Genomic DNA, 24,632 nt, shown 5'->3' with positions numbered 1-24,632 from the left:
GGGGGTGGTCCCAGGGCGCACGCTCCCGCTCCTCATGCGTGCCCAGTCCTCAGCCCTTCGCGGACGCGATGGGCAATCTCCAGGAACTCGGGGGTTTCGCGGATGTCGAGCGGGCGTTCGGCCGGCAGGGTCGAGTCGATCACATCGGTCACGCGACCCGGGCGCGGAGACATCACCACGATCTTGGTCGAGAGGTAGACCGCCTCGGGGATGGAGTGGGTGACGAAGCAGATCGTCTTGTTGGTGCGGGTCCAGAGTTTCAGCAGCTCTTCGTTCAGATGGTCGCGGACGATCTCGTCCAGGGCGCCGAAGGGCTCATCCATCAGCAGCAGGTCGGCGTCGAAGGCGAGCGCACGGGCGATCGAGGCGCGCTGCTGCATGCCGCCGGAAAGCTGCCAGGGGAATTTCTTCTCGAAGCCCGAAAGACTGACGAGATCGAGCGCTTCGGCGATGCGCCGCGTCCGCTCGGCGCCGGAATAGCCCATGATCTCCAAGGGCAGGGCGATGTTGTTTTCGATGGTGCGCCAGGGATAGAGCGCTGGCGCCTGGAAGACATAGCCGTAGGCGCGGGCCTTGCGAGCCTCTTCCGGTGTCATGCCGTTGATCGAGATCTCGCCTGAGGTGCTCTTCTCGAGATCGGCGATGACACGCAGGAAAGTGGTCTTGCCGCAGCCCGAGGGACCGATGAAAGAGACGAAATCGCCCTTGCGGACATCGAGATTGACATTGCTCAGTGCACGCACCGGGCCGTCATTCGCCTGGTAAGTGAGACAGAGATCCTTGGCGGATACGACGGAGGGTGCTTGCATCAATGCGACCAGTCTTGTTTTCGCCGCGGGAACGCGGTTTGCGTGCTATCAATATCGCCGGTTTTATCGACGACACACTCCATGGAGGATGAGGATGGACGTGACATCAAAGCCCACCTGCCACATCGTTCGCCCCAATCATGCCTATGACGGCAAGCAGGGGCTCAGCTATTTCCAGGGGGTCGCGGCCGAGACGGTCGGCGCCAAGGGCATCTGCATGCACCTCCTGACAATCCCGCCGGGTGTACGCGCCAAGGCGCATCTGCACGAGGCGCACGAGACGGCGATCTACATGCTCTCCGGCGAGGCCCATACCTGGTACGGAGACCGGCTGGAGCATCACGTCATCGTCCATGCCGGCGAACTTTTCTATATCCCGGCCGGCGTGCCACACCTGCCGGCAAACCTCAGCAGCACGCCGTGCACGGCGATCATCGCCCGCACCGATCCGAACGAGCAGGAAAGCGTCGTGCTTCTGCCGGAGTTGGACGCTTTGGTGCCGGCGTGAGGTTATCGGCATAGAGGCAGCGGTCCCCGGTTGATGGCCGTATCGTCTTGCGCCATCGTCATACGCCGCTTGCCGGAATGCCGCTACGCGTCACCTTGCGCGGCGCGGTGATGTCCTTCCACTGGGAAAGCGCCTTGCTGACAGCCGTGACCGGCTCGCGCCTGACAAATTCGCCGTGACCCTCGCGGGTCTTGATGGTGTTTTCCTCGATCGCGACAACGCCGCGCGTCAGCGTATAGCGCGGCAGGCCGGTCACTTCCTTGCCTTCGAAGACGTTGTAGTCGATCGCCGACTGCTGGGCCTTGGACGAGATGGTCTTGGAACGTTGCGGGTCCCAGACGACGATGTCGGCATCGGCGCCGACAAGGATCGCGCCCTTCTTCGGATAGATGTTGAGGATCTTGGCGATGTTGGTCGAGGTGACGGCGACGAATTCGTTCATCGTCAGTCGGCCAGTGTTGACGCCATGCGTCCAGAGCATCGGCATGCGGTCTTCGAGGCCGCCGGTGCCGTTCGGGATCTTGGTGAAATCGCCGACGCCGAAGCGCTTCTGCGCCGTGGTGAAGGCGCAATGATCGGTGGCGACCACCTGCAGCGAACCGGAGGCAAGCCCTGCCCAGAGTGAATCCTGATGCTGTTTGTTGCGGAAGGGCGGCGACATCACCCGGCGGGCCGCATGATCCCAGTCGGGGTTGGAATATTCGCTCTCGTCGAGCGTCAGGTGCTGGATCAGCGGTTCGCCATAGACGCGCATGCCTTTGGCGCGGGCGCGGCGGATCGCCTCGTGCGCCTGTTCGCAGGAGGTGTGGACGATATAGACCGGGCAGCCGGCCATGTCGGCGATCATGATGGCGCGGTTGGTGGCCTCACCTTCCACTTCGGCGGGCCGGGAATAGGCATGCGCCTCGGGGCCGTTATTGCCCTCGGCCAGCAGCTTTGACGACATCGAGGCGACGACGTCGCCGTTTTCAGCGTGCACCAGCGGCAGGGCGCCGAGTTCGGCGCAGCGTTGGAACGACGCGAACATCTCGTCATCGTCCACCATCAGCGCGCCCTTGTAGGCCATGAAGTGTTTGAAGGTGTTGATGCCCTTGTCGCGGACGATGGTCTCCATCTCCTTGAAGACCTGCTCGCTCCACCAGGTGACCGCCATGTGGAAGGAATAATCGCAGTTGGCGCGGGTCGATTTGTTGTCCCACATGGTCAGCGCCTCGAGCAGCGACTGGCCGGGGGCGGGCAGGGCGAAATCGACCACCATGGTCGTGCCGCCGGAAAGGGCGGCGCGCGTGCCGCTCTCGAAATCGTCGGAGGAGTAAGTGCCCATGAAGGGCATTTCGAGATGGGTGTGCGGATCGATGCCGCCGGGCATGATATAACAGCCGGAGGCGTCGAGTGTTTCGTCGCCGGAGAGGTTCGGACCAATCTCTACGATCTTGCCGCCGTCGATTTTGACATCCGCCTTATAGGTCAGGTCGGCGGTGACGATGGTGCCGTTCTTGATGACTGTGGTCATGGCTGCTGTTCCTTTTCCCAGCGGTCTTATTGTCTTACGGCTCCACTGCCATCGTGGGCGTGCCGTTTCTAAAGAGCGCCGCACCCTTGGCGATAAGGCTGTAGACGGCCTCCTCACTCAACTCATCCGGCTTGTCGTGCTTTTCCTCGCAATACCAGTCGGGCTGTTCAACGACGTCGATGCCACCGACAGACAAAGACCAAAAACCATCGCTTTCGCGAAAGTAAAAATCCTTGCCGTCGATCAGCCCGGTTGATTGTACGGGTTGGCTGCCCTTGGGACGTTCGATCAGTATGCCGGGCATGGAAGGACCGAGTTCGATCCGAACGATATCAATGGAGCCAGGCCGCCCAGTGACATAATAGGTTTGGTGGGGCGAGTCCCGGTCATCTGGATCGGCCAGCTGAATGCTAGAAGGTTTATAGCGCCAAAAGCTCGATATTTGCGGAAGCTTGATCCGCTCGCCTGCCGTGTTGATGCCAATGTAGAAGATCTGCACGCCGGGTATATCGTCCCACGGACCTTCGTTCACCGGCGTCGCATTGGCATTAGCCCATGCAAGGTCGTCGGCTGTTCGCTGAGTTTCGAACTTAAAGATATCAGCATAATCGAGATAAGTCGTTGGCAGGTCTGGCGCCATCACACCACAATCTCCGCCGTTTCCACTACCGCATGAAACAGCACATCGGCTCCGGCCGTCGCCCACTCCTTGGAGATCTCTTCCGCCTCATTGTGCGAAAGCCCGCCGACGCAAGGGCACATGACCATCGTCGCGGGGGCGACCTGGGCGGCCCAGCAGGCGTCGTGGCCGGCGCCGGAGATGATGTTCATGTGGCTGTAGCCGAGCCGCTCGGCGGCGTCGCGCACCGACGTGACCAATTTCGGATCGAAGGTGATCGGCTCGAAATGGCCGATCGCCTCGATGGAACAGCCGACACCGAGTGCATCGGTGATCTCAGGCGCTTTCGCCTCGATCTTTGCCCGCATGCGGTCGAGCTTCTCCTTGTCGGGCGAGCGGATGTCGACGGTGAAGACCACCTTGCCGGGCAGCACATTGCGGGAGTTTGGCGAGAAGAATACCTGGCCGACGCCGCCGACGGCGCCCGGCTGTTCGCCCATCGCCACGCCCTGGACCATCTCCAGGATGCGGGCCATGGCGAGGCCGGCATTGACGCGCAGGTTCATCGGCGTCGAACCGGTATGGGCTTCCTTGCCGGTCAGCGTGAATTCCAGCCACCAGAGGCCCTGGCAATGGGTGACGACGCCGATCTGCTTTTCCTCGGCTTCGAGAATCGGCCCCTGCTCGATGTGATATTCGAAATAGGCGTGCATCTTGCGAGCGCCGACCTCTTCGTCGCCGACCCAGCCGATGCGCTTCAGTTCGTCGCCGAACAGATTGCCCTCGGGGTCCCTGCGATTATAGGCAAAGTCCAGGCTGTGCACGCCGGCGAAGACGCCTGACGCCAGCATGGCAGGGGCAAAACGCGCGCCTTCCTCATTCGTCCAATTGGTAACGACGATTGGATGTTTGGTCTTGATGCCGAGATCGTTCATCGTGCGCACGACTTCGAGAGCTGCAAGGACGCCGAGCACGCCGTCATATTTGCCGCCGGTCGGCTGGGTGTCGAGATGCGAGCCGACATAGACGGGCAGGGCATCGGGATCGGTGCCGGGGCGGGTGGCGAACATCGTGCCCATGCGGTCGACACCCATGGTCAATCCGGCATCGTCACACCATTTTTTGAAAAGGCTGCGGCCCTGCGCATCGGCATCCGTCAGTGTCTGGCGATTGTTGCCGCCCGCGATGCCGGGGCCGATCTTCGCCATGTCCATGAGGCTGTCCCAGAGACGGTCGCCATTGACGCGCATGTTCTCGCCTGGTGCTGCCACCATTTTGTATGCCCTCACCTGTTTGCGGCAGTCATGCAAAGGGCATGCCCGCCTGTTCCCGTGGTCCTTTCCTGCGCTCCCTTATTGGTTTTGTCGAGCGCCGGAAAATCGTCAGTTGCCTTTGTTTTGCATCTGGCGGATAATTTGACCGATTGGTAAACATTACAACTTCCACCGCCGGGCTCAAGACGAAAAACACGAAAATTGCCGATAAAAATACGGGCAGTTGCTCAAGAAAGGGGCGGGGAACGTTTCCGGTCTAAACTTGAGCGAAGAAGTTGAATTTCAAGGGGAAATAACAGCCTGTGACCATACCGAGAGCAGCGAAAACCCTGAGGCGGACGCGAATCCAGGAGGAGAAGGAAGAGCAGATCCTGGAAGCGGCCCTCGACGTGTTTTCGGCAAGCGGCTTTCGCGGTTCGACCATCGACCAGATCGCCGAAGTGGCCGGCATGTCGAAACCCAACCTGCTCTATTATTTCCGCACCAAGGAAGCCATGCACCGGGCACTGATCGACCGGGTGCTCTACACCTGGCTGGAGCCGTTGCGGGCCTTTAACGCCGAGGGCAATCCGGAGTCGGAAATCCGCAGCTACATCCGCCGCAAGCTGGAGATGGCCCGCGATTTTCCCCGCGAGAGCCGGCTCTTCGCCAATGAGGTGCTGCAGGGTGCGCCGCATATCGAGGACGAGTTGAAGGGGCCGCTGAAGGAACTGGTCGACGAGAAGGCGGAGGTCATCCGGGCCTGGGCGAAATCAGGCAAGATCGTCAAATGCGATCCCTACCACCTGATCTTCTCCATCTGGTCGACGACGCAGCATTACGCCGATTTCGACGTTCAGGTGCGTGCCGTGCTGGGGCAGGAACATTCGGGCGAAGGGCGCTTCGAGGATGCGGCGCGGTTTCTGGAACAGCTCTTCATCGGCGGGCTGCGACCGGATCCTCTCGGAGGGTGAGGGTTTTACCCGCTCCTGCGAAGCGGCACCCGGGCAAGAATATTCGTCACGCCTTCCATCGTATAAGGTTTCTGTAGCACGGGCGCGTCCGAGTGGCTGTTTGCCTGAGCGATGCCCTCCCCATAGCCCGTGGCAAAAACGAAGGGCACGCCTTCGGCTGCCAGCCGGTCGGCAATTCCGAAACTCGTCTCATCGCCAAGATTGACATCGAGAAGCGCCAGATCGAAGGACTGGCCTGCCAGAATTTCGATCGCCTCAGTGACACTTGGCGCCGTAGCGACGTCGGCGCCCAGGCGGCGCAGGATGTCCTCCCCATCCATGGCGATGATCAGATTGTTTTCCACCAACAGCACGTTCAGGCCGGAGAGCGGCTGATCGTCGGGATTGGTCCTGGGTTCGGTCGTTCCGACCGGAGCCGGATTTGACCGTTCGCTCGCCGGGCCGACGACATGTCGCGCCGGAATGCAGAAATCCGCCTCGAGCCCATCCCTGAGGTAGCGGACCTCCGCCTTGCCGCCGAGGTCATAGGGGATCGAGCGGCGGATGATGGTCGAACCGAAGCCGTGGCGTTTGGGTTCGACGACGGGCGGACCATGCTTTTCGCGCCAGCCGATACGCAGATTGCCCTCGTCGTCGCGGTGCCAGCCAAGTTGGACCGTGCCGCTGCCGGTGCCGGAAAGGCTGCCATATTTGGCGCTGTTGGTCATCAGCTCGTGGAAGACAAGGGCGGCGGTGGAAAAGGCCTGCGGTTCCAGCAGCACGTCCTCGCCGCCCATCTGGATGCGTTGCGCATTTTTCCCGAGATAGGCGGCGGTCTCTGCCAGCAGCAATTGCCGGAGCGAAGCGGGCGCCCAGTGATCGCGGGTGATCTGGTCATGGGCGCGGGCGAGCGACTGGATGCGGCCCTCGAGCTGGCGGATGTAGTCGCCAAGGCCGACCGACGTTGCCTGCGACTGCCGGATGATGCCGGTGATAAGGCTCAGTATGTTGCGGACGCGGTGGTTCAGCTCGGCGATCAGCAGTTCCTGGCGCTCGTTTGCCGTCTGGCGCGCCATGCTGACCTCGTCGGTGAGGCGCAACACCACCTCGATCAATGTGACGCGGATCGTTTCGGCGACACGGCGCTCGGCCTCGGTGAAGGGGAGGGAGCGGCCGCGCACCAGTTCCGACCAGGCTTCGAAACTCTTGCGCGGCGTCAGCCGCGGGCCATTCGGACCGTATTCCACCGGCTTGTGGGGATCGCCGCCCCAGCGAACTGTTCGCACCAATTCCTGACGGAAAAGCACGACATAATCGCGCGGCGAACGCGAGATCGGGATGGCGAGCATGCCTGCCACCGCATCGTCGACCTCAAGATCCGGATAGGCTTCCGCGAGCCTGTCCACGGCATAGATGCGGCCGGCGGCGTTGCGGTTGAGGTGACGGACGAGGGCTGCGAAACTTCTCTCATCCGGCCCGATGCCGGCAAGTGCCAGCCGGCCGTTGATCCAGACGCCGATCCCGTCGGCAGGAATGGCGTCGGCGAGCGCCTCGATCAGCCAGGCCGGATCGTCGAGCAGGCTCGCATTGTCTGCGACGGAGGTGAGAAGCCGGTCGGCAATGCGCCGCGCCTTGGTCTCGTAGTCGAGAGCCAGTCGCCGTTCGCGGCTTTCAAGGCGCGACGCAAACATCTGGCCGAAGAGTTCGGCAGTAGAGCGGCTTTGGGCCGAAGGCAGCCGCGGGCCGTAATGATGGCAGGCAAACAGGCCCCAGAGCCTACCGTCGACAACGATCGATATGGAGAGCGAAGCGCCAACGCCCATGTTTTTCAAATATTCGATGTGTATCGGCGAGATCGAACGCAAGACCGACATGGAGAGGTCAAGCGGCTGACCGTGCTCATCGAGCGGCGGCAGGATCGGGACCGGGACGGCGTCGACATCAGCAATGATACGGAACAGGTTGCGCAGATAAAGGGCGCGCGCCTGTACCGGAATGTCGGAAGCCGGATAGTGCAGCCCGAGGAACGATCCGATGCCGGCCCGGGCGGCTTCCGCCACGACCTCGCCGGAACCGCTTTCGTCGAAACGATAGACCATGACCCGATCGAAACCGGTGAGCGCGCGCGCCTGTCTTGCACCCTCACGGAAGAAAGCTTCCAGTGTTTCCGTGTGGTCGAGGCGGGACATCATGCTGCGCATCGAGAGTGACGCGGCGTCGTGCCTGTCTTCCTGGCAGCGCTCGCCTTCGATGATGACCTGACCTCCGTTCAGGTGCACGGCAAGGTCGAACCTGTTTTGATCGTGCATCAGGGCAATGCCGAAAATGCGCTCGACGACGTCCGAACCGCGCAACGTGGTAAGCTTGTTGCGGATTGTGTGGAGTGCTTCGGGTGTAATCAGAGAGAGAACAGGACGGCCGATCGCGTTGACCTCTGTCACTCCGAGAAACTCCGCCAGATTTGCGGAGGCGCGCATGACGATCCAGTCTGAGGATACCGCCAACAGAAAGCCGAAGGGCTGGACCGAGCCGAGCTGGTGGATCGGCTCACGGTCGCAATTGGTGAGATCGACCGGTTCGTGCGTGCCGCTCATGGGACGGCTTCCAGTTCGACTTCCCCGGCTTTGAGGAAGAGATCGAAAATATCGCGGGCGGCGGCGACCGCCGCATGGGGATCCTCCACCTTGCTCGCGTCAAGACGATCCATGAAAAGCCGCATGGCGCCCTTCGGGCCTTGCGGCTTCAGATAGCTGTTGGGCAAGTGGTCGGGCACAGCCTTGGCGAGCAGCGCGCCGCCGAGCTTGGAGCCTTCAAGAACATAGGCGGCACCCCAGACCGCTGCTTCGCAGCGCAATACCGGTTGCGGAAGCAGCACCGGCAATCGATCATCGAGTTCCCTTATGTCGGCAGCCAATAGATGTGCGCGCCTTCGGTCCGGCCAGTCCGGCAGCAGACGGCCGATTCCTCCATTCTCAAGCGCATGTTCGATAGCCGGTACGACCCGCGCATGCGCGCGCAAGAAAGCCTTATAATCCTGGGTGCGTGAGAGGTTGAAACTGCCGAAGAGGGTGTCGACCGCGGCGTGGCAATCTGCAGTTTGTGCGCGGAGGGCGCTGCGAAGTGACATGCTGACGTTTTTCCGAGTGATATGGCGGTCGCCCTAAAGAGACGACGAACTAGCGGATATACTGCGGCATCGGGTTATTTCCAGAGAAACGCCCAGGAATAACATGGGTTTCTCGTCGCTCGATGCGCGGCGATCGCTTCAGCCCATCATTGCCGGCAGTCCGGCGGCGAGCGTATCGATCGCGAGCCGCACCTTCGGCAGCATGACCGGGGAGCGCAGCCAAACGGCATGAGCATCGAAGACATTGGCCGGTTCCTGCTTCAGCACCTGAATGAGCCGGCCTGCAAGCACCTCCTCGCGGACCAGCCAGCAGGGGAGCCAGGCAAGACCGCGTCCGGCGACGGCCGCATCGGAAATCGAAGCGAGGTCGTCGAGCCGCAGTCGCGCCTTTGGCGGCATCCGCCGCCCGGGATCGGTTGCAGTCGGAAAGATCCAACCTTTGTCGTCATCGCCCCGCCTGTAGACGATGCCTTCATGCTGCGGAATATCGAACACCGTTTGCGGCGCGCCATGTTTTTCCAGATAGGCGGGCGATGCGCAGACGGTCATGCGTTGTCGGGCGATCGCGCGGGCCATCAGATCCGGATTGTCCTTCAGCGGCCCGTTGCGGATGACAAGATCGAACCCGTCCTCCAGCAGGTCGACGATACGGTCGTTGAAGGAAAGGTCGAGTTCGAGGTTCGGATGTTCATCGAGCAGGCGTGCCAGGATCGGCGCGATGCAGTGGCGGCCGAAAAGCACCGGCATCGAGATGCGCAGGCGGCCGCGCACGTCACGCCGGCCGGATTCCAGCATGGCTTCCCCGAGGCGGATTTCCTCAACCGCCCGCAGGCAGCGCTCGTAGAAGAAGCGGCCTTCCTCGGTGAGGCTCTGCATGCGTGTCGTACGGTTGAAGAGGCGCACGCCGAGACGCTGTTCAAGACGTGCGATCGTCTTGCCGACCGCCGAACGCGTGAGATGGAGCCGTTCGGCGGCAGCCGAAAAGCCACCTGCCTCGACGGCTTCGACAAAGATCGAGATACCCTTCAGCTGTTCCATTTGTTTCCTCTTTGGAACCATTCTGGAGAATTAATATCGCAACTGGTGCGAAATATTCAACGATATCCTTGTCATCCCTGCAAGGAACAAGGAGCAAGACAATGCAGACAACACGGCAATGGCAGATCGACGCGGTTGGACCGGAGCGCCAGCTGACGATCGGCGAGCGGAAGCTCGAACCGGTTTCGGGAAACAGGATTCTGGTCCGGACGGAAGCCGTCTCGCTCAATTTCCGCGATCGGTTGGTGATGGAGAGCGGCATGGGGTTGCCGCTGCAATTTCCCTTCGTGCCGGCTTCCGACATGGCTGGGGTCGTCGAAGCAGTCGGGCCTGAGGTCAGCCGGTTCAGGCCGGGCGATCGGGTCATTTCGACCTTTTCTCCCGACTGGATCGACGGACGCGGCTTGGGTGATGCGCGCACGCCACCTTACAAGACGCGCGGCGGCTTTTATCCCGGCGTCCTCTCCCAATACACCGTGCTGTCCGAGGAGTGGTATTCACACGCGCCTGATACGCTCGATGCGGCGCAGGCGAGCACCTTGCCCTGTGCCGGGCTGACTGCCTGGTTCGCCCTGATCGAACGCGGCGGTCTGAAGGCCGGCGACAAGGTGCTGGTGCAAGGCACCGGCGGCGTGGCGCTCTTCGGTCTGCAGATCGCCAAGGCGCATGGTGCGGAGGTCTTCATCACGTCAGGCAGCGCCGAGAAGCTCGGCCGCGCGGCTGCGCTGGGCGCCGATCACGCGATCAACCGCCATGAGGGCGACTGGGTGGAGCAACTCTATCAGTTGACCGGCGGCTATGGCGCCGATCACGTGCTCGAGATCGTCGGCGGCCCGCATCTCGGTCAGGCGCTGAAGGCGGTGGCGATCAATGGTCGCATTTCCGTGATCGGCGTGTTCGAGGGGTTCGAGGTTTCCGGCCCGGCCGGCCCGCTGCTGCTCAAGGCGCCGGTTGTGCAGGGCATATCCGTCGGCCATCGCCGTGCGCTGGAGGACTTCGTGCGGGCAATCGACCAGACCGGGCTGAAGCCTGTGATCGACAAGCGTTATGCCTTCGACGAATTCCCTGAGGCGCTCGATCATCTCTATCGCGGGCCCTTCGGCAAGGTGGTCGTCGAGTTCTGACGGCGGCGAATTTCCCGTCTCCCCGCCGTATAATTGTAAGGGGGAGACGGGGGCCGTTCAGGCGGCAGCGGGGACGCCCTGCTCGAAGGCGAAGCCTTCATCGGCCCAGCCGGTCATGCCGCCGATCAACAGCTTGGCCTGGAGGCCGAGACTGGCGAGGCGGAAGGCAGCCTTGTCGGCGCCGTTGCAGTGCGGGCCGGCGCAATAGACGACGAACAGCATATCGCTTGCCCATGTCGACATACGGTGCGCCGTCATCTTGCCGTGCGGCAGGTTGATCGCTCCTGGAATATGGGACTCTGTGAAGAGCTGCGGCGAGCGCACGTCGAGGAGAACGAAATCGACTTTGCCGGCCACAAAGGCGGCATGCACGTCCGAGCAATCGGTTTCGAAAGCGAGCTTGGCGGCAAAGTGAGCGACAGCGGCATCCGGAGCCGCAGCAGGTATTTGGGAAACGGGACTTGGCATCGGTCTTTCCTTTTTTCTGAAGTTGCCGCCTGGTATCGCCGATGCTAAAGCTGTGCGAAATTGGCCAACATGACCGACAGCGTAAAGATCATGCCAAACTCATCGCCGCAGCAGAGCAAAGGACCGCTGGTCGCCGCGCTTGCCTATGATGGGCTCTGCACCTTCGAATTCGGCATCGCCTACGAGGTCTTCGGCCTGCCACGCCCGGAGATGGGCGAAGGCTGGTATCGCTTCTCGGTCTGCGGCATCGAACCGGGTCCGCTTCGCGCTGCGGGAGGGCTGACGGTCGCAGTTGACAAGGGACTGGAAGTGCTTGACGAAGCGGACCTGATCGTCGTGCCGGGTTGGCGGTCGATCGATGCGGCCGTTCCCGAGCCGTTGGTTTCAGCGCTCAGGGCAGCGCATCAACGCGGCGCGCGCATCATGTCGCTCTGCTCCGGCGTTGCGGTTCTTGCCGGATCGGGGCTGCTTGCCAACCGCAGGGCGACGACACATTGGCGCTATGTCGTCTCGATCGCCGCACGTTATCCCGACATCACGCTCGATGCCGACGTTCTCTACATGGACGAAGGCAGCCTGCTGACGGCGGCGGGCAGTGCGGCCGGCATCGATCTCTGCCTGCATGTGGTGCGCGGCGATTTCGGTTCGGAAGCCGCAAACAGCGTCGCCCGCCGCCTCGTCGTGCCGCCGCACCGCGAAGGCGGACAGGCGCAGTTCATTCACGCGCCTGTTCCCGAGGAACGCGAGGGCATCCGCCTGGGGCCGCTGATCGAATGGATGCGCGAAAGCCTTTCTGAGGAGCAGCCGATCAGCCAGCTTGCGAAAAGAGCGGGCATGAGCATGCGCACCTTCCAGCGGCGCTTCGAAGCGACGACGGGCCTCAGCGTCGGCGAATGGCTGCTGAAGGAGCGGCTGCGGCATGCCCGCGATCTGCTGGAGAAGGAACTTGCTGTTTCGCTCGATGACATCGCCGCCGCCAGCGGCTTTGGAACGCTGGCGACGATGCGCCATCATTTCCGCAGGAGGCTCGGGACGAGCCCGAGTGCCTATCGGAAGTCATTCGGCGGTTAGACTGGCCAGGTGCTTCGAACGTGGCTGGCAAGATCGCAACGCCGCGGATCGATCTTCCCGCGGCGTTGCAGATCCTTACTCCGCCGCCTGGCGCGCCATCGGATTGTTCGGGTGCGTGGTCCAGTTGGCATAGTTCGGGTCGACGACGCGGCCGGTGCGCTTGTCGAGGGCGCCGGCGGGAAGCTGCTCCATGGTGATGCAGTTCTCGACCGGACAGACACTGACGCAGAGATTGCAGCCGACGCATTCCTCGTCCATCACCTCGAAATGACGCGCGCCATCGACGAAGTTGGTGATCGCCTGGTGCGAAGTATCCTCGCAGGCGATGTAGCAGCGGCCGCATTTGATGCAGGCGTCCTGGTCGATCTTCGCCTTGGCGATATAGTTGAGGTTGAGATATTGCCAGTCGGTGACGTTGGGCACGGCGCGGCCGGTAATGTCGTCGAGGCTGCGGTGGCCTTTTTCGTCCATCCAGTCGGAGAGGCCAGTGATCATCTCCTGGACGATCTTGAAGCCGTATGTCATCGCCGCCGTGCAGACCTGGACGTTGCCGGCGCCGAGCACGAGGAATTCGGCCGCGTCGCGCCAGGTGGTGATGCCGCCGATGCCCGAGATCGGCAGGCCGTAGGTTTCCGGATCGCGGGCGATCTCGGCCACCATGTTGAGCGCGATCGGCTTTACCGCCGGGCCGCAATAACCGCCATGGCTGCCCTTGCCGCCGACCGTCGGGTTGGGGGCGAAGTTGTCGAGATCGACGGAGACGATCGAATTGATCGTGTTGATCAGCGAGACGGCATCGGTGCCGCCGGCCTTGGCGGCACGGGCGGGACGGCGGATATCGCTAATGTTGGGGGTCAGTTTGGTGATGACAGGCATGCGGGTATACTGCTTGCACCAGCGCACGACCATCTCGATATACTCAGGCACCTGGCCGACCGCGGAGCCCATGCCGCGCTCGGACATGCCATGCGGACAGCCGAAGTTGAGCTCGATGCCGTCGGCGCCGGTCTCTTCGACCAAGGGTAGGATCGCCTTCCAGGCTTCTTCCTCGCAGGGAACCATGATCGAGGCGATCAGCGCCCGATCCGGCCAGTTCATCTTCACCTGCTTCATTTCCCGCAGGTTGGTGTAGAGGTCGCGGTCGGTGATGAGCTCGATATTGTTCAAACCGAGCAGGCGGCGGTCGGCGCCCCAGATCGCACCGTAGCGTGGGCCGTTGACGTTGACGACGGGCGGGCCTTCCTCGCCCAGCGTCTTCCAGACCACGCCGCCCCAGCCGGCCTTGAAGGCGCGCTCGACATTGTATGCCTTGTCGGTCGGCGGCGCAGACGCCAGCCAGAACGGGTTCGGGGACTTGATACCGACGAAATTATTACGGAGATCAGCCATTGTTCATTCTCCCCTTCAAGCAACCGCGACAGCCGGAGCGGCTGCTGCGGCGAGGGCACGATGGATGGATTCAGCCGCGTCGCGACCGTGGGCGACGGCGGAAACCGTGAGGTCGTCGCCGCCGAAGACGCAGTCGCCGCCGGCCCAGACGCCGTCGAGCGAGGTATGGCCTTCGCCATCGACAGCGATGCGGCCGGATTCCATGCGCAGCGAACCGAGACCAGAGGCGTCGAAGCTCTGGCCGATCGCCTTGAAGATCTGGTCGGCGGCAATGACACCGGTTTCGCCGGTGCCGACCAGGCGGCCTTCGACAATCCTCGTATATTCCACCTCGATGGCGGCGACTTTGCCGTCCTGCGACAGGATCGATTTCGGCGCCAGCCAGTGGCGAATGATGACGCCCTTGGAGCTTGCCAGATCCTGCTCGAATTCCGACGCGTTCATGTGCTCCTTGCCACGGCGGTAACAGATCGTCACCTCCTCGGCGCCGAGCAGCTTTGCCTGTACGGCAGCGTCGATCGCGGTCATGCCGCCGCCAAGGACGACGACGCGGCGGCCGACGGCGATTTCGCTCTTGTCTTCGGCCTGGCGGAGTGCCGCGATGAAATCGACGGCGTCGTCGACGCCTGCGAGGTTCTCGCCCTCGATGCGCAGCGCGTTGACGCCGGCAAGGCCGATACCGAGGAAGACGCCGTCATATTGGGCCTGCAGATCGGAAAGCGAGAAATCGTGGCCGAGACGCTGTCCATGCCGAACCTTGATGCCGCCGATCGAGAGGACGTAATCGACTTCCTTCTGGGCGAAGTCGTCGACCGTCTTGTAGGTGGCGATGCCGTATTCGTTGAGGCCGCCGGATTTTTCCTTGGCGTCATAGATGACGACCGAATGGCCCTTGACGGCTAGGCGATGGGCGGCGGCAAGGCCGGCAGGACCGGCGCCGATGACGGCGATCGTCTTGTCAGTCGGTTCGGCCCTGGCATAGAATTGCTTGTCGGCCTGCATGGCGGCATCGGTGGCGTAACGCTGCAGGCGGCCGATCTCAACGGGCCGCTCTTCAGCCGTGTTGCGCACGCAGGCCTGTTCACAGAGTTCTTCGGTGGGACAGACGCGGGCGCACATGCCGCCGAGGATGTTCTGGTCGAAGATCGTCTTTGCCGAGCCGATCGGATTGCCGGTCGAAATCTGGCGGATGAACAGTGGAATGTCGATCGAGGTGGGACAGGCCGTCATGCACGGCGCGTCATAACAGAAATAACAGCGGTCGGCGGCGACCAGCGCCTCATGATTGTCGAGGCGCGGATGAAGATCGGAAAAATTAGCCTCATACTCGGCGGGCGAAAGCCGGCCGGCATGAATCCCCGTTTCCAGTCGTTCCATTGAAGTTCCCTCATTATTGGTAAACGGCCTGTGAGGGAAAGCGTAACTCAGGTTTAAAAATTTATCAAACGGTAAAATTTTGACGATTTTCTTTGGCTGCTTCGTAAGTAATCCACTGTTTTTGCTGGAAGAATTTATTCTGCCTGCGTCGGTGAAATGGCTGAGCACGCGACGAGGCAAGGGCATCCGCAAAAAGATTCAAAAAAGTCGAATTTTTTTTAGATGGCAGGGAACCAAAGTTTGATGTCGTCGTTAATGCGATATCCGGATGGTGATCGCATCGACCCAACATGCGCGCCCCCAACCCACTATCCGGACGTACTCACGGTCCCCTCCCGGTGAGTGAAGACAGCCGGTGCGCCGCCCTCGCACCGGCTGTTTTTCGTTCGGGGCTGTCTCCAGGGCTTTCACACTCGCTTGAAGATCTCGAATTCGGTTTCCGGAATGGTCAGACGATATTCAATTCGGCCGGGAACGAGGTTCAACTCCGCCTTGCCGTTGACCGACGAAGGCACGACACGCTCCAGCACTGTGCGGCCGAAGCTGTTGTCGCTGAATTCGTGGACTTCCGACTGATCATGCAGAACTTCCGCCCAGGCGACTTCGATCGCCTTCCTGTCGTTGATCATGGCTTCGCGGCAATTCAGCGTGATGGAGGCGGCGCCGCCTGATATCGCGCCAAAGGAGGCGGAGTTGACGATGAGTTCGTGGAGGGCGAGCCCGAGGTGCACGGCGGCATTCGGTGTCAGGTGAGCGTTGATGCCATAGATCGGCATGGAGCCGGCCGTCTCCGGCCAATAGGGGGCGAACTGCTTTTCGGCGAGTTCGAAGAGGTAGGCGCCGCGCCAGCTCGAATCCGTGATCAGGTCCTGCGAATTGGAAAGCGATTGCAGCCGTCCGCGGAACTTGAGGAGGAAGCTGTCGAGAGAGAGCGTATTGCGCGCCGTCTGCGTGGCAATGCCCTGGATGATGGCGAGAAGGTTCTTCGAGCGGTGAGAGAGTTCGCGCAGCAGAGATTTCAGAACTTTTTCGCGATGCCGGCTTTCGGTGACTTCAGTCATGACGGACAGAAGTCCATGTGCGCCGCGTTCGCCGGTGCGCTGGATCTTCAGTTCATACGTGCGCCTTTCGCCGTCAACGTCGATCTCAACCTCGGCATTGTTAGGGATGCCGGTTTCCAGCACCTTGTGTTTCAGTGCCGTCAGATATCGCCCATGGGCGTCGCCGAAAAGGGCGGCGTCGCTGCCGCCGGGCATAAAGAGCGCTGCGAAATGCGGTGGCAGATTTTCGGCGTAGAAGATAGACAGTCGGGCGTCCTGGCAGAGGATCGAAATCCCGGCGCTGCCAAGCGCGCGTTCCATCATTACGGCTTTGCCTTCGAAGGTGAATGGCATGCCGGACAATGGTTCAGTCGTATTCACGCGGCCGCCTTTCCTTGTGACATCTTGAACGTCGCTGAAGGGAGCGCCCTTACAGACACCGCCTGCCAACTCTAGAACAAAGCGCTGCAAAAAACCGTTAAAGCTACCGAAGCGTCCCGGTAGCACCGGAACGCCTGCTTTGGCGATTTGGTTCCGAAGGCCGGAAAATTGCGTCTCAGGCAGCTACTCTGGTCGATTCATTGAAGAAAAGAGCCTGGCTGATCAGTGCCTTGACCATGTCGGGATTGAAGGGCTTGGTGACAAGGAAAGTCGGTTCCGGGCGCTCGCCGGTCAGAAGCCGTTCCGGGAAAGCGGTGATGAAGATCACCGGCACACTCGACGTCTTGAGGATGTCGTTGACTGCGTCGATACCGGAGCTGCCGTCGGCAAGCTGGATGTCGGCCAGCACCATGCTCGGCTTGGTCTTATTGTAGAGCGCCACGGCCTCGGCATGCGTCCGGGCAATGCCGGTGACGCGATGGCCGAGGCTCTCGACCATCTGCTCGATATCCATGGCGATCAGCGGTTCGTCCTCGATGATCATGATATCGGTTGCGACCTGACGGGAAATCTCCTGCGACGCCACGTCGAGCAGACGCATGACATCCTGTTCCTCGGTTGCCAGGATTTCGGCGATTTCAGCGACGCGGAAGTTCTCCACGGAGGCGAGCAGGAAGGCCTGACGGGCGCGCGGCGATACCTTGGAAAGGTTCAGCGTGGCGCGTTGCTCCCAGGCATAGGGCGAGGTCGGCTCTGGAATCTGGACTGCGGTGGAACCAAACAGTTGCGTGAACAGTTTGTAGAGTGCGACCCGGTCATTCGCCGTATCCGGGAAAATCGACAGATCGGCGATGATGGCTTCGAGAACGGCGGCGACATAGGCGTCGCCCGAAGTCTGAGTGCCGGTAAGGGCGCGAGAATAGCGGCGCAGATAAGGAAGGTGCGGCGCAATCCGAGTAGAAAGTGTCATTCATGGCTCCTGCATACAGGCCGGCATTGGCTTCAATGAGCGGTTAACGCCGCCTTGATAAAAAAGTTCCGGATCGGCAGGAACTTTTTTCGTTGCCCCGCATTATTCCAGCCGACGAAGAAAGGGCGAAGCGTTTTGACCCATCCAGCGACAAATACCATAGACATCGACAACGGAACGTTCGATGTCGATGGTTGAAATCGTGTTCGATCCCATCCACGCCCCCTAGAACAGGATGATTTTAGGCCGGGCCGGCCTAAAATCTGAATCCTGTTCTAAATTAAAAAGTTAGAGCATGATGTCATCCGAAAACCGCTCACACTTTTCGGCATCATGCTCTGGAACAGACAACCGGCGAGAAGACGAATTGATGACTACACGCAAGAAAGAAGCAGCCGATCAGCGAAAGCTGGAGCTGCGGGCAAGCGACATCCTGGACCCGAACAACCAGATCGGCGTCAGGCTACGGTCGCTCTATTCGGCCGCACAGGATGAGGCGATTCCCGATCGTTTTCTCGACCTTCTCGAAAAGCTCGACCATGCTGAAATGATGGCTTCTGCCAAGATGGCCGAATAGGATCGCCCGCATGGAAGACAAATCGCAACCCAGCTTCAAGCGGGAACTGCTGGCGGCACTCCCAAGCCTTCGCGCCTTCGCGATCTCGCTTATCGGACGGCACGACCGTGCCGACGATCTCGTCCAGGACACCATCATGAAAGCCTGGGCCAAACAGGATCATTTCGAGATGGGCACCAATATGAAGGCCTGGCTCTTTACGATCCTGCGCAACGAACTCTACAGCCAGATGCGCAAGAGCGGCCGCGAAGTGCAGGACAGCGACGGGCTGTTCACCGAATCGATGGCGATGCACCCCTCGCAATATGGCGCGCTCGATCTGCAGGACTTCAAGAAAGCACTCGACCAGTTGCCGCCGGATCAACGCGAGGCGATCATCCTCGTCGGCGCCTCGGGTTTCTCCTACGAGGAGGCGGCCGAAATCTGCGGCTGCGCCGTGGGCACGATCAAGAGCCGCGTCAACCGGGCCCGTCAGCGGCTGCAGGAGTTGCTGCAGATTTCAGGCGAGGCCGATTTCGGCCCCGACGCCACTTCGGCGCCACTGACATCGAAGGCTTTCGCGTTCTGACAAGAGTTATATTTGGGAGGAAAGCCGGCTACCTTCGGGGAGCCGGCTTTTTTTTGCGTTGAAGGGTGGGGAGAAGGACGGGCTCCACGGGATGGGACGGCCATTCGAGGCACTACCTCTCATCCTCATTCCTGTGCTTGTCGCAGGAATCCAGTGCGCCCAAGTCCTTGGGCGCGAAAGACTCTTTCCACTTGGTATTGGTTCACTCACGGCGCGGACGCGCCGTGGCTGGATTACTGTGACGGGCACACGAATGAGCGAGGATGGGCTGACCGTCCTTGCCTAATTTTTCATTGGCGCACGAGGAGGTGGTTGCGATGATCGCTGCCAGCACCGGCGTTCATGAGCGGTTGTCCACGAACTCTCAAACCGTAGACAACGTTGCATAGCCTATACCCACCCAAGATAAAACTCTCCCGAGGGGCTGGCAATCGGTCTGGAGAGCAGCTATCCCGCTCTGGCCTGCCCCAGACTCCTCTGGCTTGATGCTCAACGGCCGAAGCATGAGTGGACTTCGCGCGCCGCTCCGGACACCAGGAACTGAAGGCTGGAGAGATGGGATGAGCCGTTAAAGCATCCATCCCATACCAATTGAGTGGCCTTCTCCCTGGTTTTGGTGCGGGGCGGCCTTGTCCCAGGCATCAATCCTCGCGCTTTGACCCCACCAGATTGGCGGCGACGATTGCTGCCAGAACACCGGCGGTCAGCAGCGGCTGGGCGCGGATAAGACCGAGCCCCACCGTTGCCAGCGATTCGAGCGACGCACGGCGTTCACGGGCGCGGCGTGCTTCCCGGGCGTTGATGATTGACATCGCCACCAGGGCGATGATTGCGATCAGCAGCGCGCAGGCGGCCAGGAAGAGGGCAGCTCCGACCGGGCCGTAGATGCCGGCGAGCCAGACGGCGCCGGCGGTGACGGCCAGCGCGTAGGCGGTGAGAAGTAAGAGCACGGCAAGCGCAATGAAGATGCCATTGCGCTTTGCGCGCGCAACGGTCCGGTGCACGCTTGCCCCCGTCAGCAGGCTGAGGATCGAAAATAGCATCGCGCTTCCTCAGCGCCGGGCGAGGAAGGCGATGGCAAGGCCGAAAGCGGCTGCAGCGCCGATGGTTGCCAGCGGATGCTTGCGCACGGTATCGCGCATTTCCGTCGCGCCGCGCTCATAGCCGTGCTGCAATTCGCGCAGCAGATCCTCGCTGCGGCCGAGCAGTTCCTCATAGCCGGCACCGGCCTGGCTGCGGATTTTTTCGCTCTGGTGGCGTGAGCTCTTGCCGACGAGACGCGTCAGTTCCGCGAGCTCGCCGCGCAGCGCCTCGACCTGCTCCTCGATGCCGGATTCCAAATTGTGGAAGGTCCCGTTGCGGCGGCTGCGGCCGGACTGGAAGATAGAATAGCTCATGGCTGTCTCCATTGGCTGGGGCGCGCGCAAGCCCGCCTATTTGGCACGAGGGTCACCACCGTCCGTTGCATGAATGATATCGCCCGGCATTGACCCAGATCACTGCCGACAACGTGCCGGGCGATCAAAAGTTCCGCTCGCGCGGTGTTCAGGGGCGGGAAATGGCGCTGTGGGCGAGCACGAAGGGCGTGCCATCGACCGGCACCTGGTTGATGCGCAGCGCGCAGCCGAACACCGAGAGCATCGTTTTGTTCGTCAGCACTTCGCCGATGTTGCCGGCGGCGGCGAGGCGGCCGGATTTCATCAGCACGATGCGGTCGGCAAAGAGCGCCGTCAGGTTGAGATCGTGCATGACGGCGATGACACCGCCGCCGCGTTCGCAGAAATTGCGGGCGAGCGTCATGATGGTCAGCTGGTGGCTGATGTCGAGGCTTGAGACCGGCTCGTCGAGCAGCAGCCAGCAGGGCTTGCCGTCGACGATGGGCTCGGCGATCTGGCAGAGCACGCGGGCAAGCTGCACACGCTGCTGCTCGCCGCCGGAGAGTTCCTGATAGAAACGGCCTTCGAAGCCGGTCAAGTCGACGGAGGCAAGCGCTGCCGCTGCCGTCTGCTCGGCCTTGTCGGGATGCAGGTTGAGGCCTGACGTCAGGCCCATGCGGACGATCTCGCGCACGGTGAAGGGAAAGGAGATGGTGCTTGCCTGCGGCAGCACGCCACGAATGGCGGCAAGCTGCCAGGGTTTCAGCGCCTTTACTTCGTCGTCGCCGATGCGCACCGAGCCGCCATAGGCAAGTTCGCCGGAAATGGCTTTCATCGTCGTCGTCTTGCCGGAGCCGTTCGGCCCGGCAATCGCCGTCAGCTCGCCGGCATTTGCCGTAAAAGTGACGTCGCTAATGATGGTTTTGCCGGAAAGGCGCACGGAGACGCCGGAAACTTCGATCATCGCAATGTCACTCACGGGGGTCACTCACGACATCGCTCACAGGGCAAGGCGCGAACGCTGCCTCAGCAGGATCCACAGGAAGAACGGTCCGCCGACCGCCGCGGTGATGATGCCGATCGGCAGCTCGGCCGGGGCAACCAGGGTGCGCGCCAGGACATCCGCGAAGATCAGCAGGGAGCCGCCGAGAAGAGCTGCGGCCGGCAGCAGAAAACGATGGTCGGGACCGATCGCCATGCGCAGGATATGCGGCACGACGATCCCGACGAAACCGATGCCGCCGCTGACGGCAACGGACGCGCCGGTCGCCGCAGCGACGCCGACGATCGCGACATTCTTCAGCCGCTGCACCGGCACGCCCATATGAAAGGCGGCCGCCTCGCCGAGCGTGATGGCATTGAGGCCGCGGGCCATGAAGGGCAGGGCGGTGAAGGACAACAGGATGATCGGAGTGGCGGCGGCGATCTTCGTCCATGTGGCGCCGGCAAGCGAGCCCATGCTCCAGAAGGTCAGGTCGCGCAGCTGCTGGTCGTTGGCCATGTAGATCAGCAGTCCTGTTGTGGCGAGGGCGAGCGCGCCGAGCGCGATGCCGGCAAGCAGCATCGTCGCCACCGAGGTCTGGCCATGACGGGTGGCGATCCTGTAGAGCAGCAGCGTCGTGACGAGGCCGCCGCCGAAAGCAGCTGCCGGCAGAGCGTAGATGCCGAGAAGAGCCTCTAGTGGAGCTGCGATGCCGCCGCCGAGCACGATCATCGCGACTGCGCCGAAGCTTGCGCCGGAGGAGACGCCGACGAGGCCGGGATCGGCTAGCGGATTGCGGAACAGGCCCTGCATCACCGTACCGGAGACGGCCAGCGAGGCGCCGATCAGGAAACCAAGGATCGCTCTCGGCAGGCGGATATCGAAGATGATGATCCGGTCACGCGTGCTGAGCGCCGCCTCGGAGCCGGCGATGTTGCTGATCACGTCGAGGATCGAGACATCCGAGGCGCCTGTCGTCACCGAAAACAGCATTGAGAAGACCGAGCCGGCGACGAGCAGAGCGAGCGCCAGCAAGGCGAGCCGCGTCCTGTCGCCGGCCTGCCTGATTTCGCGGATGTCCGCGATCGGGAATGATCGCCTTCGTTCCATCATGGCTTGCGGCAGGGCCATGATCAGCCCCCGTAGATCGCCGTGTTGAGCTCACGCGCGGCGGCGGCAGTGCGCGGGCCGAAGCCGAGCAGGTAAACGCCATCCATTCGGATGATCGCTTTTTTCTCACCTGCCGGTGTCAGCGCGATCGCCGGCTGAGCCAGCAGGTCCTCGTTCTTGGTGCCGGCGCCATCGCCGCGGTTCATCATCAGGATGATGTCGGGCTTGGCTTCGATGATCGCCTCGTCCGTCAGCGGCTTGTAGCCCGGGAATGCGCCGACGGCATTGATGGCGCCGGCGAGCTTGACGATGCCATCGGCGGCCGTGCCGGTGCCCGATGCCATGATCCGGCCGTTCTGGGCGCTGAGGATGAAGAGAACGCGCTTGCGCTCGGCCTCCGGGCGCTTTTCGGCATCGGCGATCGCCGCGTCGAGATCGGCTGAGACCTTTTCTTCAAGCGCCTTCGCCTTGTCGGGCACGCCGAGCAATGTGCCGACACGGTCGATCTTGGCGATGATGCCGTCGCGGGTAAAGGCGCTCGGCACGGACTCGAAGGGCACGCTGGTATTTTTCAGCACGGCCAGCGCCTCCTGCGGGCCCGAACCTTCGACGGCGATGATCGCCGTCGGGTTCATGGCGAGGATGCCTTCCGGCGAGAGTGCGCGCATGTAACCGACATTGGGCAGCTTCAGCGCCGCCTCCGGATAGATGCTCGTCGTGTCGCGGGCGATCAGCCGGTTTTCCTCGCCGAGCGCATAGACGATTTCGGTGATGTCGCCACCGACCGAAACCAGGCGCGACGTGTCGAACTTCTTTTCCTCAGCATGGGCTGCGCGGACGAAGGCAAAGCCGTCGACCGCCCGCGCCATCGGGATCAGCGGCAGCGCCATGACGGCCGCCGTCAGGGCCAGTTCCCAAGGGCGGATCCGGCGGAGATTGTTACGCATCGTCATCGTTGCGATCCTTATGCGGCCACACTTGCTGCCCGCGGCAGGTTTTCGATGATCTTGCGCCACTCGGCGCGTTCGTCGGAACCTTCCTGCCGCTTGCCGAAGAACTGGATGATCATCTCGCCTTCGGCATTGTAAGCTTCCAGCGAGGTGACGTGGCCGTCCGTGGTCGGCTTGCGCACGGCCCAGGTCTCGGCGATGTGATCCTGGCGCAGATGCAGGTGGAAGGTCGGATCCATGATATTGATCCACGGTCCCATCGGCTGCACGTTGAAGATCGGGCCGGAATGGATCTGGACGATGCCGTCATTGGCGACGAAGCACATGATCGGCAGGCCGGATTTCACCGAGGCATGCATCATCTCTGCCGTCGCGCTGTTGTCGAGCTTCCAGGCATAGTCGTCGCCGACGGTCCGCACGGCCGCCTGGCGGCCGATCTTCAGGCGCTTCAGCATGCCGAAGAACTGATGCGTATCGGTGAGCTTGCTCCAGTTGTCGCGCAGCTCGTCGCGGCTGACGTCAGTGGTCTCATCGGCGGCGTTCGAGGTTTCAGCCTCGACAAATTCCTGCGATTGGTCTTCCAGCTTCAGCTCGGCGACGATCGCGTGATAGGCCGCGATATTCGAGCTCGGGCGCAGGTGCACCTTGTGCACGGCGTTGCCGGCCTTGTCGAAATATTGCAGGCTGAGGCGCTCCTGATCGCCATCCTTCTTGGATACGGCGAAACCATGCTCCCAGCGGCTCGGGAAGATGCGCAGATCGATATTCTCGCCGAGAACGATCGCGGCCTGCGCGCCGCTCTTGATGTTTTCGTAGACGCCGATCTTCTCGTGCACGGCACTTTCGTTGCGCGACAGCGCCATCACTTCGCCGAGGCCGGCCACGTGTTCGAGAAGCTTCAGCGCACTGCCATCGATGCGTGTCACGCTTATGCCGGTTTCGGCGGCGACGAGGGCGGCCTCGGAAATCTTCAGCTGGGCGGCGATATCGCGCTCGCGCATCTTCGGATTGTCGGCGCGAAACGCGCGGATTTCGGCTGGCGCCGGTCTTGTCTGTTCAGTCATATCCTACCCTACTTATTGAGAATGAGCTTGCCCTGACGGGTGATCTTCAGGCGATAGACCAAGCCGTCGTGTCTAATCATGATCTCGTTCGTGCCGCGGAAAAGATCCGCGCTTTCGACTATCCGGTGCTGCGCCGCAGGCTCGCTCTGCAGCGGCACGTGCTTAAAGTTATCTGGCTTTTCAACCATCATTTCGGTTGGCAATTCCATGAGGCCGGCGATCAGGGTCCCCGGTTGTGATGACAATTATCTTGACTTTCTTACTCATAGTTTTTTAAAGACGCAATAGGAGACTATTGCAGTCAAGTTTTTGAGATTGCTGATATGAGGCCGCCTGGCGGCGGTTCGCGACAATGGCGGAGAAGA

General features: G+C 61.7%; 26 protein-coding genes. 6 read left to right on the top strand and 20 right to left on the bottom strand.

Annotated elements, in window-relative coordinates; genetic code table 11:
• Positions 1-32 precede the first annotated feature (32 nt).
• Entirely contained in the window at positions 33-809 is a 777-nt protein-coding gene (locus tag RLCC275e_RS16835) for an ABC transporter ATP-binding protein (RefSeq protein WP_003561933.1), read from the bottom strand.
• Between the two features lie 94 nt (positions 810-903).
• On the opposite strand from RLCC275e_RS16835, the gene RLCC275e_RS16830 reads away from it, so the two are divergent.
• A complete protein-coding gene (locus RLCC275e_RS16830; RefSeq protein WP_003542280.1) occupies positions 904-1,317 on the top strand; it encodes a cupin domain-containing protein in 414 nt (137 codons plus the stop codon).
• Between the two features lie 58 nt (positions 1,318-1,375).
• Here RLCC275e_RS16830 and hydA read toward each other — a convergent pair whose 3' ends face one another.
• The 3 genes from hydA to RLCC275e_RS16815 are packed head-to-tail and all read right to left on the bottom strand — an operon-like array spanning position 1,376 to position 4,723.
• The gene (gene hydA, locus RLCC275e_RS16825; RefSeq protein WP_033179997.1) at positions 1,376-2,830 is read right to left on the bottom strand and encodes a dihydropyrimidinase; all 1,455 of its coding nucleotides are present in this window, start codon (positions 2,828-2,830) and stop codon (positions 1,376-1,378) included.
• A gap of 34 nt (positions 2,831-2,864) precedes the next feature.
• A complete protein-coding gene (locus RLCC275e_RS16820) occupies positions 2,865-3,470 on the bottom strand; it encodes a hypothetical protein (RefSeq protein WP_033179998.1) in 606 nt (201 codons plus the stop codon).
• Positions 3,470-4,723 carry a Zn-dependent hydrolase gene (locus tag RLCC275e_RS16815; protein WP_033179999.1) on the bottom strand — a complete coding sequence of 418 codons (1,254 nt, stop codon included), beginning with the start codon at positions 4,721-4,723 and terminating at the stop codon, positions 3,470-3,472. Before RLCC275e_RS16815 ends, RLCC275e_RS16820 begins: the two co-directional genes overlap by 1 nt.
• Positions 4,724-5,025: 302 nt before the next feature.
• Between RLCC275e_RS16815 and RLCC275e_RS16810 the strand changes: the two genes are divergently transcribed.
• Entirely contained in the window at positions 5,026-5,676 is a 651-nt protein-coding gene (locus RLCC275e_RS16810) for a TetR family transcriptional regulator C-terminal domain-containing protein (RefSeq protein ID WP_003561929.1), read from the top strand.
• 5 nt (positions 5,677-5,681) lie between these two features.
• Here the strand turns inward: RLCC275e_RS16810 and RLCC275e_RS16805 are convergent, their stop codons facing one another.
• The 3 genes from RLCC275e_RS16805 to RLCC275e_RS16795 form a co-directional block, all read right to left on the bottom strand.
• Positions 5,682-8,249, bottom strand: a complete 2,568-nt coding sequence (locus RLCC275e_RS16805) for an HWE histidine kinase domain-containing protein (RefSeq protein ID WP_033180000.1) — start codon at positions 8,247-8,249, stop codon at positions 5,682-5,684.
• Positions 8,246-8,782: a biliverdin-producing heme oxygenase gene (locus tag RLCC275e_RS16800; protein ID WP_033180001.1), complete on the bottom strand. Its 537-nt coding sequence runs from the start codon at positions 8,780-8,782 to the stop codon at positions 8,246-8,248. Before RLCC275e_RS16800 ends, RLCC275e_RS16805 begins: the two co-directional genes overlap by 4 nt.
• Positions 8,783-8,920: 138 nt before the next feature.
• Positions 8,921-9,820, bottom strand: a complete 900-nt coding sequence (locus RLCC275e_RS16795; protein WP_033180002.1) for a LysR family transcriptional regulator — start codon at positions 9,818-9,820, stop codon at positions 8,921-8,923.
• A 101-nt stretch (positions 9,821-9,921) separates the two neighbouring features.
• Here RLCC275e_RS16795 and RLCC275e_RS16790 point away from each other — a divergent pair, with 101 nt between their 5' ends.
• Positions 9,922-10,944 carry a zinc-dependent alcohol dehydrogenase family protein gene (locus tag RLCC275e_RS16790; RefSeq protein WP_033180003.1) on the top strand — a complete coding sequence of 341 codons (1,023 nt, stop codon included), beginning with the start codon at positions 9,922-9,924 and terminating at the stop codon, positions 10,942-10,944.
• A gap of 57 nt (positions 10,945-11,001) precedes the next feature.
• Here the strand turns inward: RLCC275e_RS16790 and RLCC275e_RS16785 are convergent, their stop codons facing one another.
• On the bottom strand, positions 11,002-11,412 hold the full coding sequence (locus RLCC275e_RS16785) for a rhodanese-like domain-containing protein (protein ID WP_033180004.1): 411 nt from the start codon (positions 11,410-11,412) through the stop codon (positions 11,002-11,004).
• 69 nt (positions 11,413-11,481) lie between these two features.
• Here RLCC275e_RS16785 and ftrA point away from each other — a divergent pair, with 69 nt between their 5' ends.
• On the top strand, positions 11,482-12,483 hold the full coding sequence (ftrA, locus tag RLCC275e_RS16780) for a transcriptional regulator FtrA (protein WP_033180005.1): 1,002 nt from the start codon (positions 11,482-11,484) through the stop codon (positions 12,481-12,483).
• 75 nt (positions 12,484-12,558) lie between these two features.
• Here the strand turns inward: ftrA and preA are convergent, their stop codons facing one another.
• The 5 genes from preA to RLCC275e_RS16755 form a co-directional block, all read right to left on the bottom strand.
• Positions 12,559-13,872: an NAD-dependent dihydropyrimidine dehydrogenase subunit PreA gene (gene preA / locus RLCC275e_RS16775; protein ID WP_024319395.1), complete on the bottom strand. Its 1,314-nt coding sequence runs from the start codon at positions 13,870-13,872 to the stop codon at positions 12,559-12,561.
• A 15-nt stretch (positions 13,873-13,887) separates the two neighbouring features.
• Entirely contained in the window at positions 13,888-15,249 is a 1,362-nt protein-coding gene (locus RLCC275e_RS16770; RefSeq protein ID WP_033180006.1) for an NAD(P)-dependent oxidoreductase, read from the bottom strand.
• A gap of 64 nt (positions 15,250-15,313) precedes the next feature.
• The gene (locus tag RLCC275e_RS16765; protein WP_130707845.1) at positions 15,314-15,553 is read right to left on the bottom strand and encodes a hypothetical protein; all 240 of its coding nucleotides are present in this window, start codon (positions 15,551-15,553) and stop codon (positions 15,314-15,316) included.
• Between the two features lie 103 nt (positions 15,554-15,656).
• A complete protein-coding gene (locus tag RLCC275e_RS16760) occupies positions 15,657-16,652 on the bottom strand; it encodes a sensor histidine kinase (protein ID WP_171816909.1) in 996 nt (331 codons plus the stop codon).
• A 193-nt stretch (positions 16,653-16,845) separates the two neighbouring features.
• Positions 16,846-17,640 carry a response regulator gene (locus RLCC275e_RS16755; RefSeq protein WP_033180007.1) on the bottom strand — a complete coding sequence of 265 codons (795 nt, stop codon included), beginning with the start codon at positions 17,638-17,640 and terminating at the stop codon, positions 16,846-16,848.
• A gap of 370 nt (positions 17,641-18,010) precedes the next feature.
• Between RLCC275e_RS16755 and RLCC275e_RS16750 the strand changes: the two genes are divergently transcribed.
• Together RLCC275e_RS16750 and RLCC275e_RS16745 are read left to right on the top strand one after the other, a co-directional pair.
• On the top strand, positions 18,011-18,217 hold the full coding sequence (locus tag RLCC275e_RS16750) for a NepR family anti-sigma factor (RefSeq protein WP_003542250.1): 207 nt from the start codon (positions 18,011-18,013) through the stop codon (positions 18,215-18,217).
• 10 nt (positions 18,218-18,227) lie between these two features.
• Positions 18,228-18,785, top strand: a complete 558-nt coding sequence (locus tag RLCC275e_RS16745; RefSeq protein WP_003542247.1) for an RNA polymerase sigma factor — start codon at positions 18,228-18,230, stop codon at positions 18,783-18,785.
• A gap of 641 nt (positions 18,786-19,426) precedes the next feature.
• On the opposite strand, the gene RLCC275e_RS16740 is transcribed toward RLCC275e_RS16745, so the two are convergent.
• The 7 genes from RLCC275e_RS16740 to hemP form a co-directional block, all read right to left on the bottom strand.
• The gene (locus tag RLCC275e_RS16740; RefSeq protein ID WP_033180009.1) at positions 19,427-19,828 is read right to left on the bottom strand and encodes a hypothetical protein; all 402 of its coding nucleotides are present in this window, start codon (positions 19,826-19,828) and stop codon (positions 19,427-19,429) included.
• A 9-nt stretch (positions 19,829-19,837) separates the two neighbouring features.
• The gene (locus RLCC275e_RS16735; protein WP_033180010.1) at positions 19,838-20,182 is read right to left on the bottom strand and encodes a DUF883 family protein; all 345 of its coding nucleotides are present in this window, start codon (positions 20,180-20,182) and stop codon (positions 19,838-19,840) included.
• A 148-nt stretch (positions 20,183-20,330) separates the two neighbouring features.
• On the bottom strand, positions 20,331-21,125 hold the full coding sequence (locus tag RLCC275e_RS16730; protein WP_033180011.1) for a heme ABC transporter ATP-binding protein: 795 nt from the start codon (positions 21,123-21,125) through the stop codon (positions 20,331-20,333).
• 36 nt (positions 21,126-21,161) lie between these two features.
• Positions 21,162-22,274: a FecCD family ABC transporter permease gene (locus tag RLCC275e_RS16725; protein WP_033180012.1), complete on the bottom strand. Its 1,113-nt coding sequence runs from the start codon at positions 22,272-22,274 to the stop codon at positions 21,162-21,164.
• Positions 22,275-22,276: 2 nt separating this feature from the next.
• The gene (locus RLCC275e_RS16720) at positions 22,277-23,206 is read right to left on the bottom strand and encodes a heme/hemin ABC transporter substrate-binding protein (RefSeq protein WP_033180013.1); all 930 of its coding nucleotides are present in this window, start codon (positions 23,204-23,206) and stop codon (positions 22,277-22,279) included.
• Positions 23,207-23,217: 11 nt separating this feature from the next.
• Positions 23,218-24,267: a hemin-degrading factor gene (locus tag RLCC275e_RS16715; protein ID WP_033180014.1), complete on the bottom strand. Its 1,050-nt coding sequence runs from the start codon at positions 24,265-24,267 to the stop codon at positions 23,218-23,220.
• 8 nt (positions 24,268-24,275) lie between these two features.
• Positions 24,276-24,458 (bottom strand): hemin uptake protein HemP, encoded by a 183-nt coding sequence (gene hemP, locus RLCC275e_RS16710; protein ID WP_012758649.1) that lies wholly within the window; start codon positions 24,456-24,458, stop codon positions 24,276-24,278.
• Between the last annotated feature and the right edge of the window lie 174 nt (positions 24,459-24,632).

Origin of the sequence: Rhizobium brockwellii, from assembly GCF_000769405.2 — a bacterium.
GTDB classification, from domain to species: Bacteria; Pseudomonadota; Alphaproteobacteria; order Rhizobiales; family Rhizobiaceae; genus Rhizobium; species Rhizobium brockwellii.
The sequence above is the reverse complement of the archived record's forward strand: the minus strand, read 5'-3'. Positions and strand labels throughout refer to the sequence as shown.

What these genes read in the sequence shown, in the direction of transcription:
- hydA (WP_033179997.1), bottom strand. Translation starts at nt 2,830, where the DNA reads ATGACCACAGTCATCAAGAACGGCACCATCGTCACCGCCGACCTGACC.
- RLCC275e_RS16815 (WP_033179999.1), bottom strand. Translation starts at nt 4,723, where the DNA reads ATGGTGGCAGCACCAGGCGAGAACATGCGCGTCAATGGCGACCGTCTC.
- RLCC275e_RS16820 (WP_033179998.1), bottom strand. Translation starts at nt 3,470, where the DNA reads ATGGCGCCAGACCTGCCAACGACTTATCTCGATTATGCTGATATCTTT.
- RLCC275e_RS16835 (WP_003561933.1), bottom strand. Translation starts at nt 809, where the DNA reads ATGCAAGCACCCTCCGTCGTATCCGCCAAGGATCTCTGTCTCACTTAC.
- RLCC275e_RS16735 (WP_033180010.1), bottom strand. Translation starts at nt 20,182, where the DNA reads ATGAGCTATTCTATCTTCCAGTCCGGCCGCAGCCGCCGCAACGGGACC.
- RLCC275e_RS16720 (WP_033180013.1), bottom strand. Translation starts at nt 23,206, where the DNA reads ATGACGATGCGTAACAATCTCCGCCGGATCCGCCCTTGGGAACTGGCC.
- ftrA (WP_033180005.1), top strand. Translation starts at nt 11,482, where the DNA reads ATGACCGACAGCGTAAAGATCATGCCAAACTCATCGCCGCAGCAGAGC.
- RLCC275e_RS16830 (WP_003542280.1), top strand. Translation starts at nt 904, where the DNA reads ATGGACGTGACATCAAAGCCCACCTGCCACATCGTTCGCCCCAATCAT.
- RLCC275e_RS16725 (WP_033180012.1), bottom strand. Translation starts at nt 22,274, where the DNA reads ATGGCCCTGCCGCAAGCCATGATGGAACGAAGGCGATCATTCCCGATC.
- RLCC275e_RS16785 (WP_033180004.1), bottom strand. Translation starts at nt 11,412, where the DNA reads ATGCCAAGTCCCGTTTCCCAAATACCTGCTGCGGCTCCGGATGCCGCT.
- RLCC275e_RS16795 (WP_033180002.1), bottom strand. Translation starts at nt 9,820, where the DNA reads ATGGAACAGCTGAAGGGTATCTCGATCTTTGTCGAAGCCGTCGAGGCA.
- RLCC275e_RS16755 (WP_033180007.1), bottom strand. Translation starts at nt 17,640, where the DNA reads ATGACACTTTCTACTCGGATTGCGCCGCACCTTCCTTATCTGCGCCGC.
- RLCC275e_RS16770 (WP_033180006.1), bottom strand. Translation starts at nt 15,249, where the DNA reads ATGGAACGACTGGAAACGGGGATTCATGCCGGCCGGCTTTCGCCCGCC.
- hemP (WP_012758649.1), bottom strand. Translation starts at nt 24,458, where the DNA reads ATGATGGTTGAAAAGCCAGATAACTTTAAGCACGTGCCGCTGCAGAGC.
- RLCC275e_RS16745 (WP_003542247.1), top strand. Translation starts at nt 18,228, where the DNA reads ATGGAAGACAAATCGCAACCCAGCTTCAAGCGGGAACTGCTGGCGGCA.
- RLCC275e_RS16805 (WP_033180000.1), bottom strand. Translation starts at nt 8,249, where the DNA reads ATGAGCGGCACGCACGAACCGGTCGATCTCACCAATTGCGACCGTGAG.
- RLCC275e_RS16740 (WP_033180009.1), bottom strand. Translation starts at nt 19,828, where the DNA reads ATGCTATTTTCGATCCTCAGCCTGCTGACGGGGGCAAGCGTGCACCGG.
- RLCC275e_RS16800 (WP_033180001.1), bottom strand. Translation starts at nt 8,782, where the DNA reads ATGTCACTTCGCAGCGCCCTCCGCGCACAAACTGCAGATTGCCACGCC.
- preA (WP_024319395.1), bottom strand. Translation starts at nt 13,872, where the DNA reads ATGGCTGATCTCCGTAATAATTTCGTCGGTATCAAGTCCCCGAACCCG.
- RLCC275e_RS16715 (WP_033180014.1), bottom strand. Translation starts at nt 24,267, where the DNA reads ATGACTGAACAGACAAGACCGGCGCCAGCCGAAATCCGCGCGTTTCGC.
- RLCC275e_RS16790 (WP_033180003.1), top strand. Translation starts at nt 9,922, where the DNA reads ATGCAGACAACACGGCAATGGCAGATCGACGCGGTTGGACCGGAGCGC.
- RLCC275e_RS16750 (WP_003542250.1), top strand. Translation starts at nt 18,011, where the DNA reads ATGACTACACGCAAGAAAGAAGCAGCCGATCAGCGAAAGCTGGAGCTG.
- RLCC275e_RS16730 (WP_033180011.1), bottom strand. Translation starts at nt 21,125, where the DNA reads ATGATCGAAGTTTCCGGCGTCTCCGTGCGCCTTTCCGGCAAAACCATC.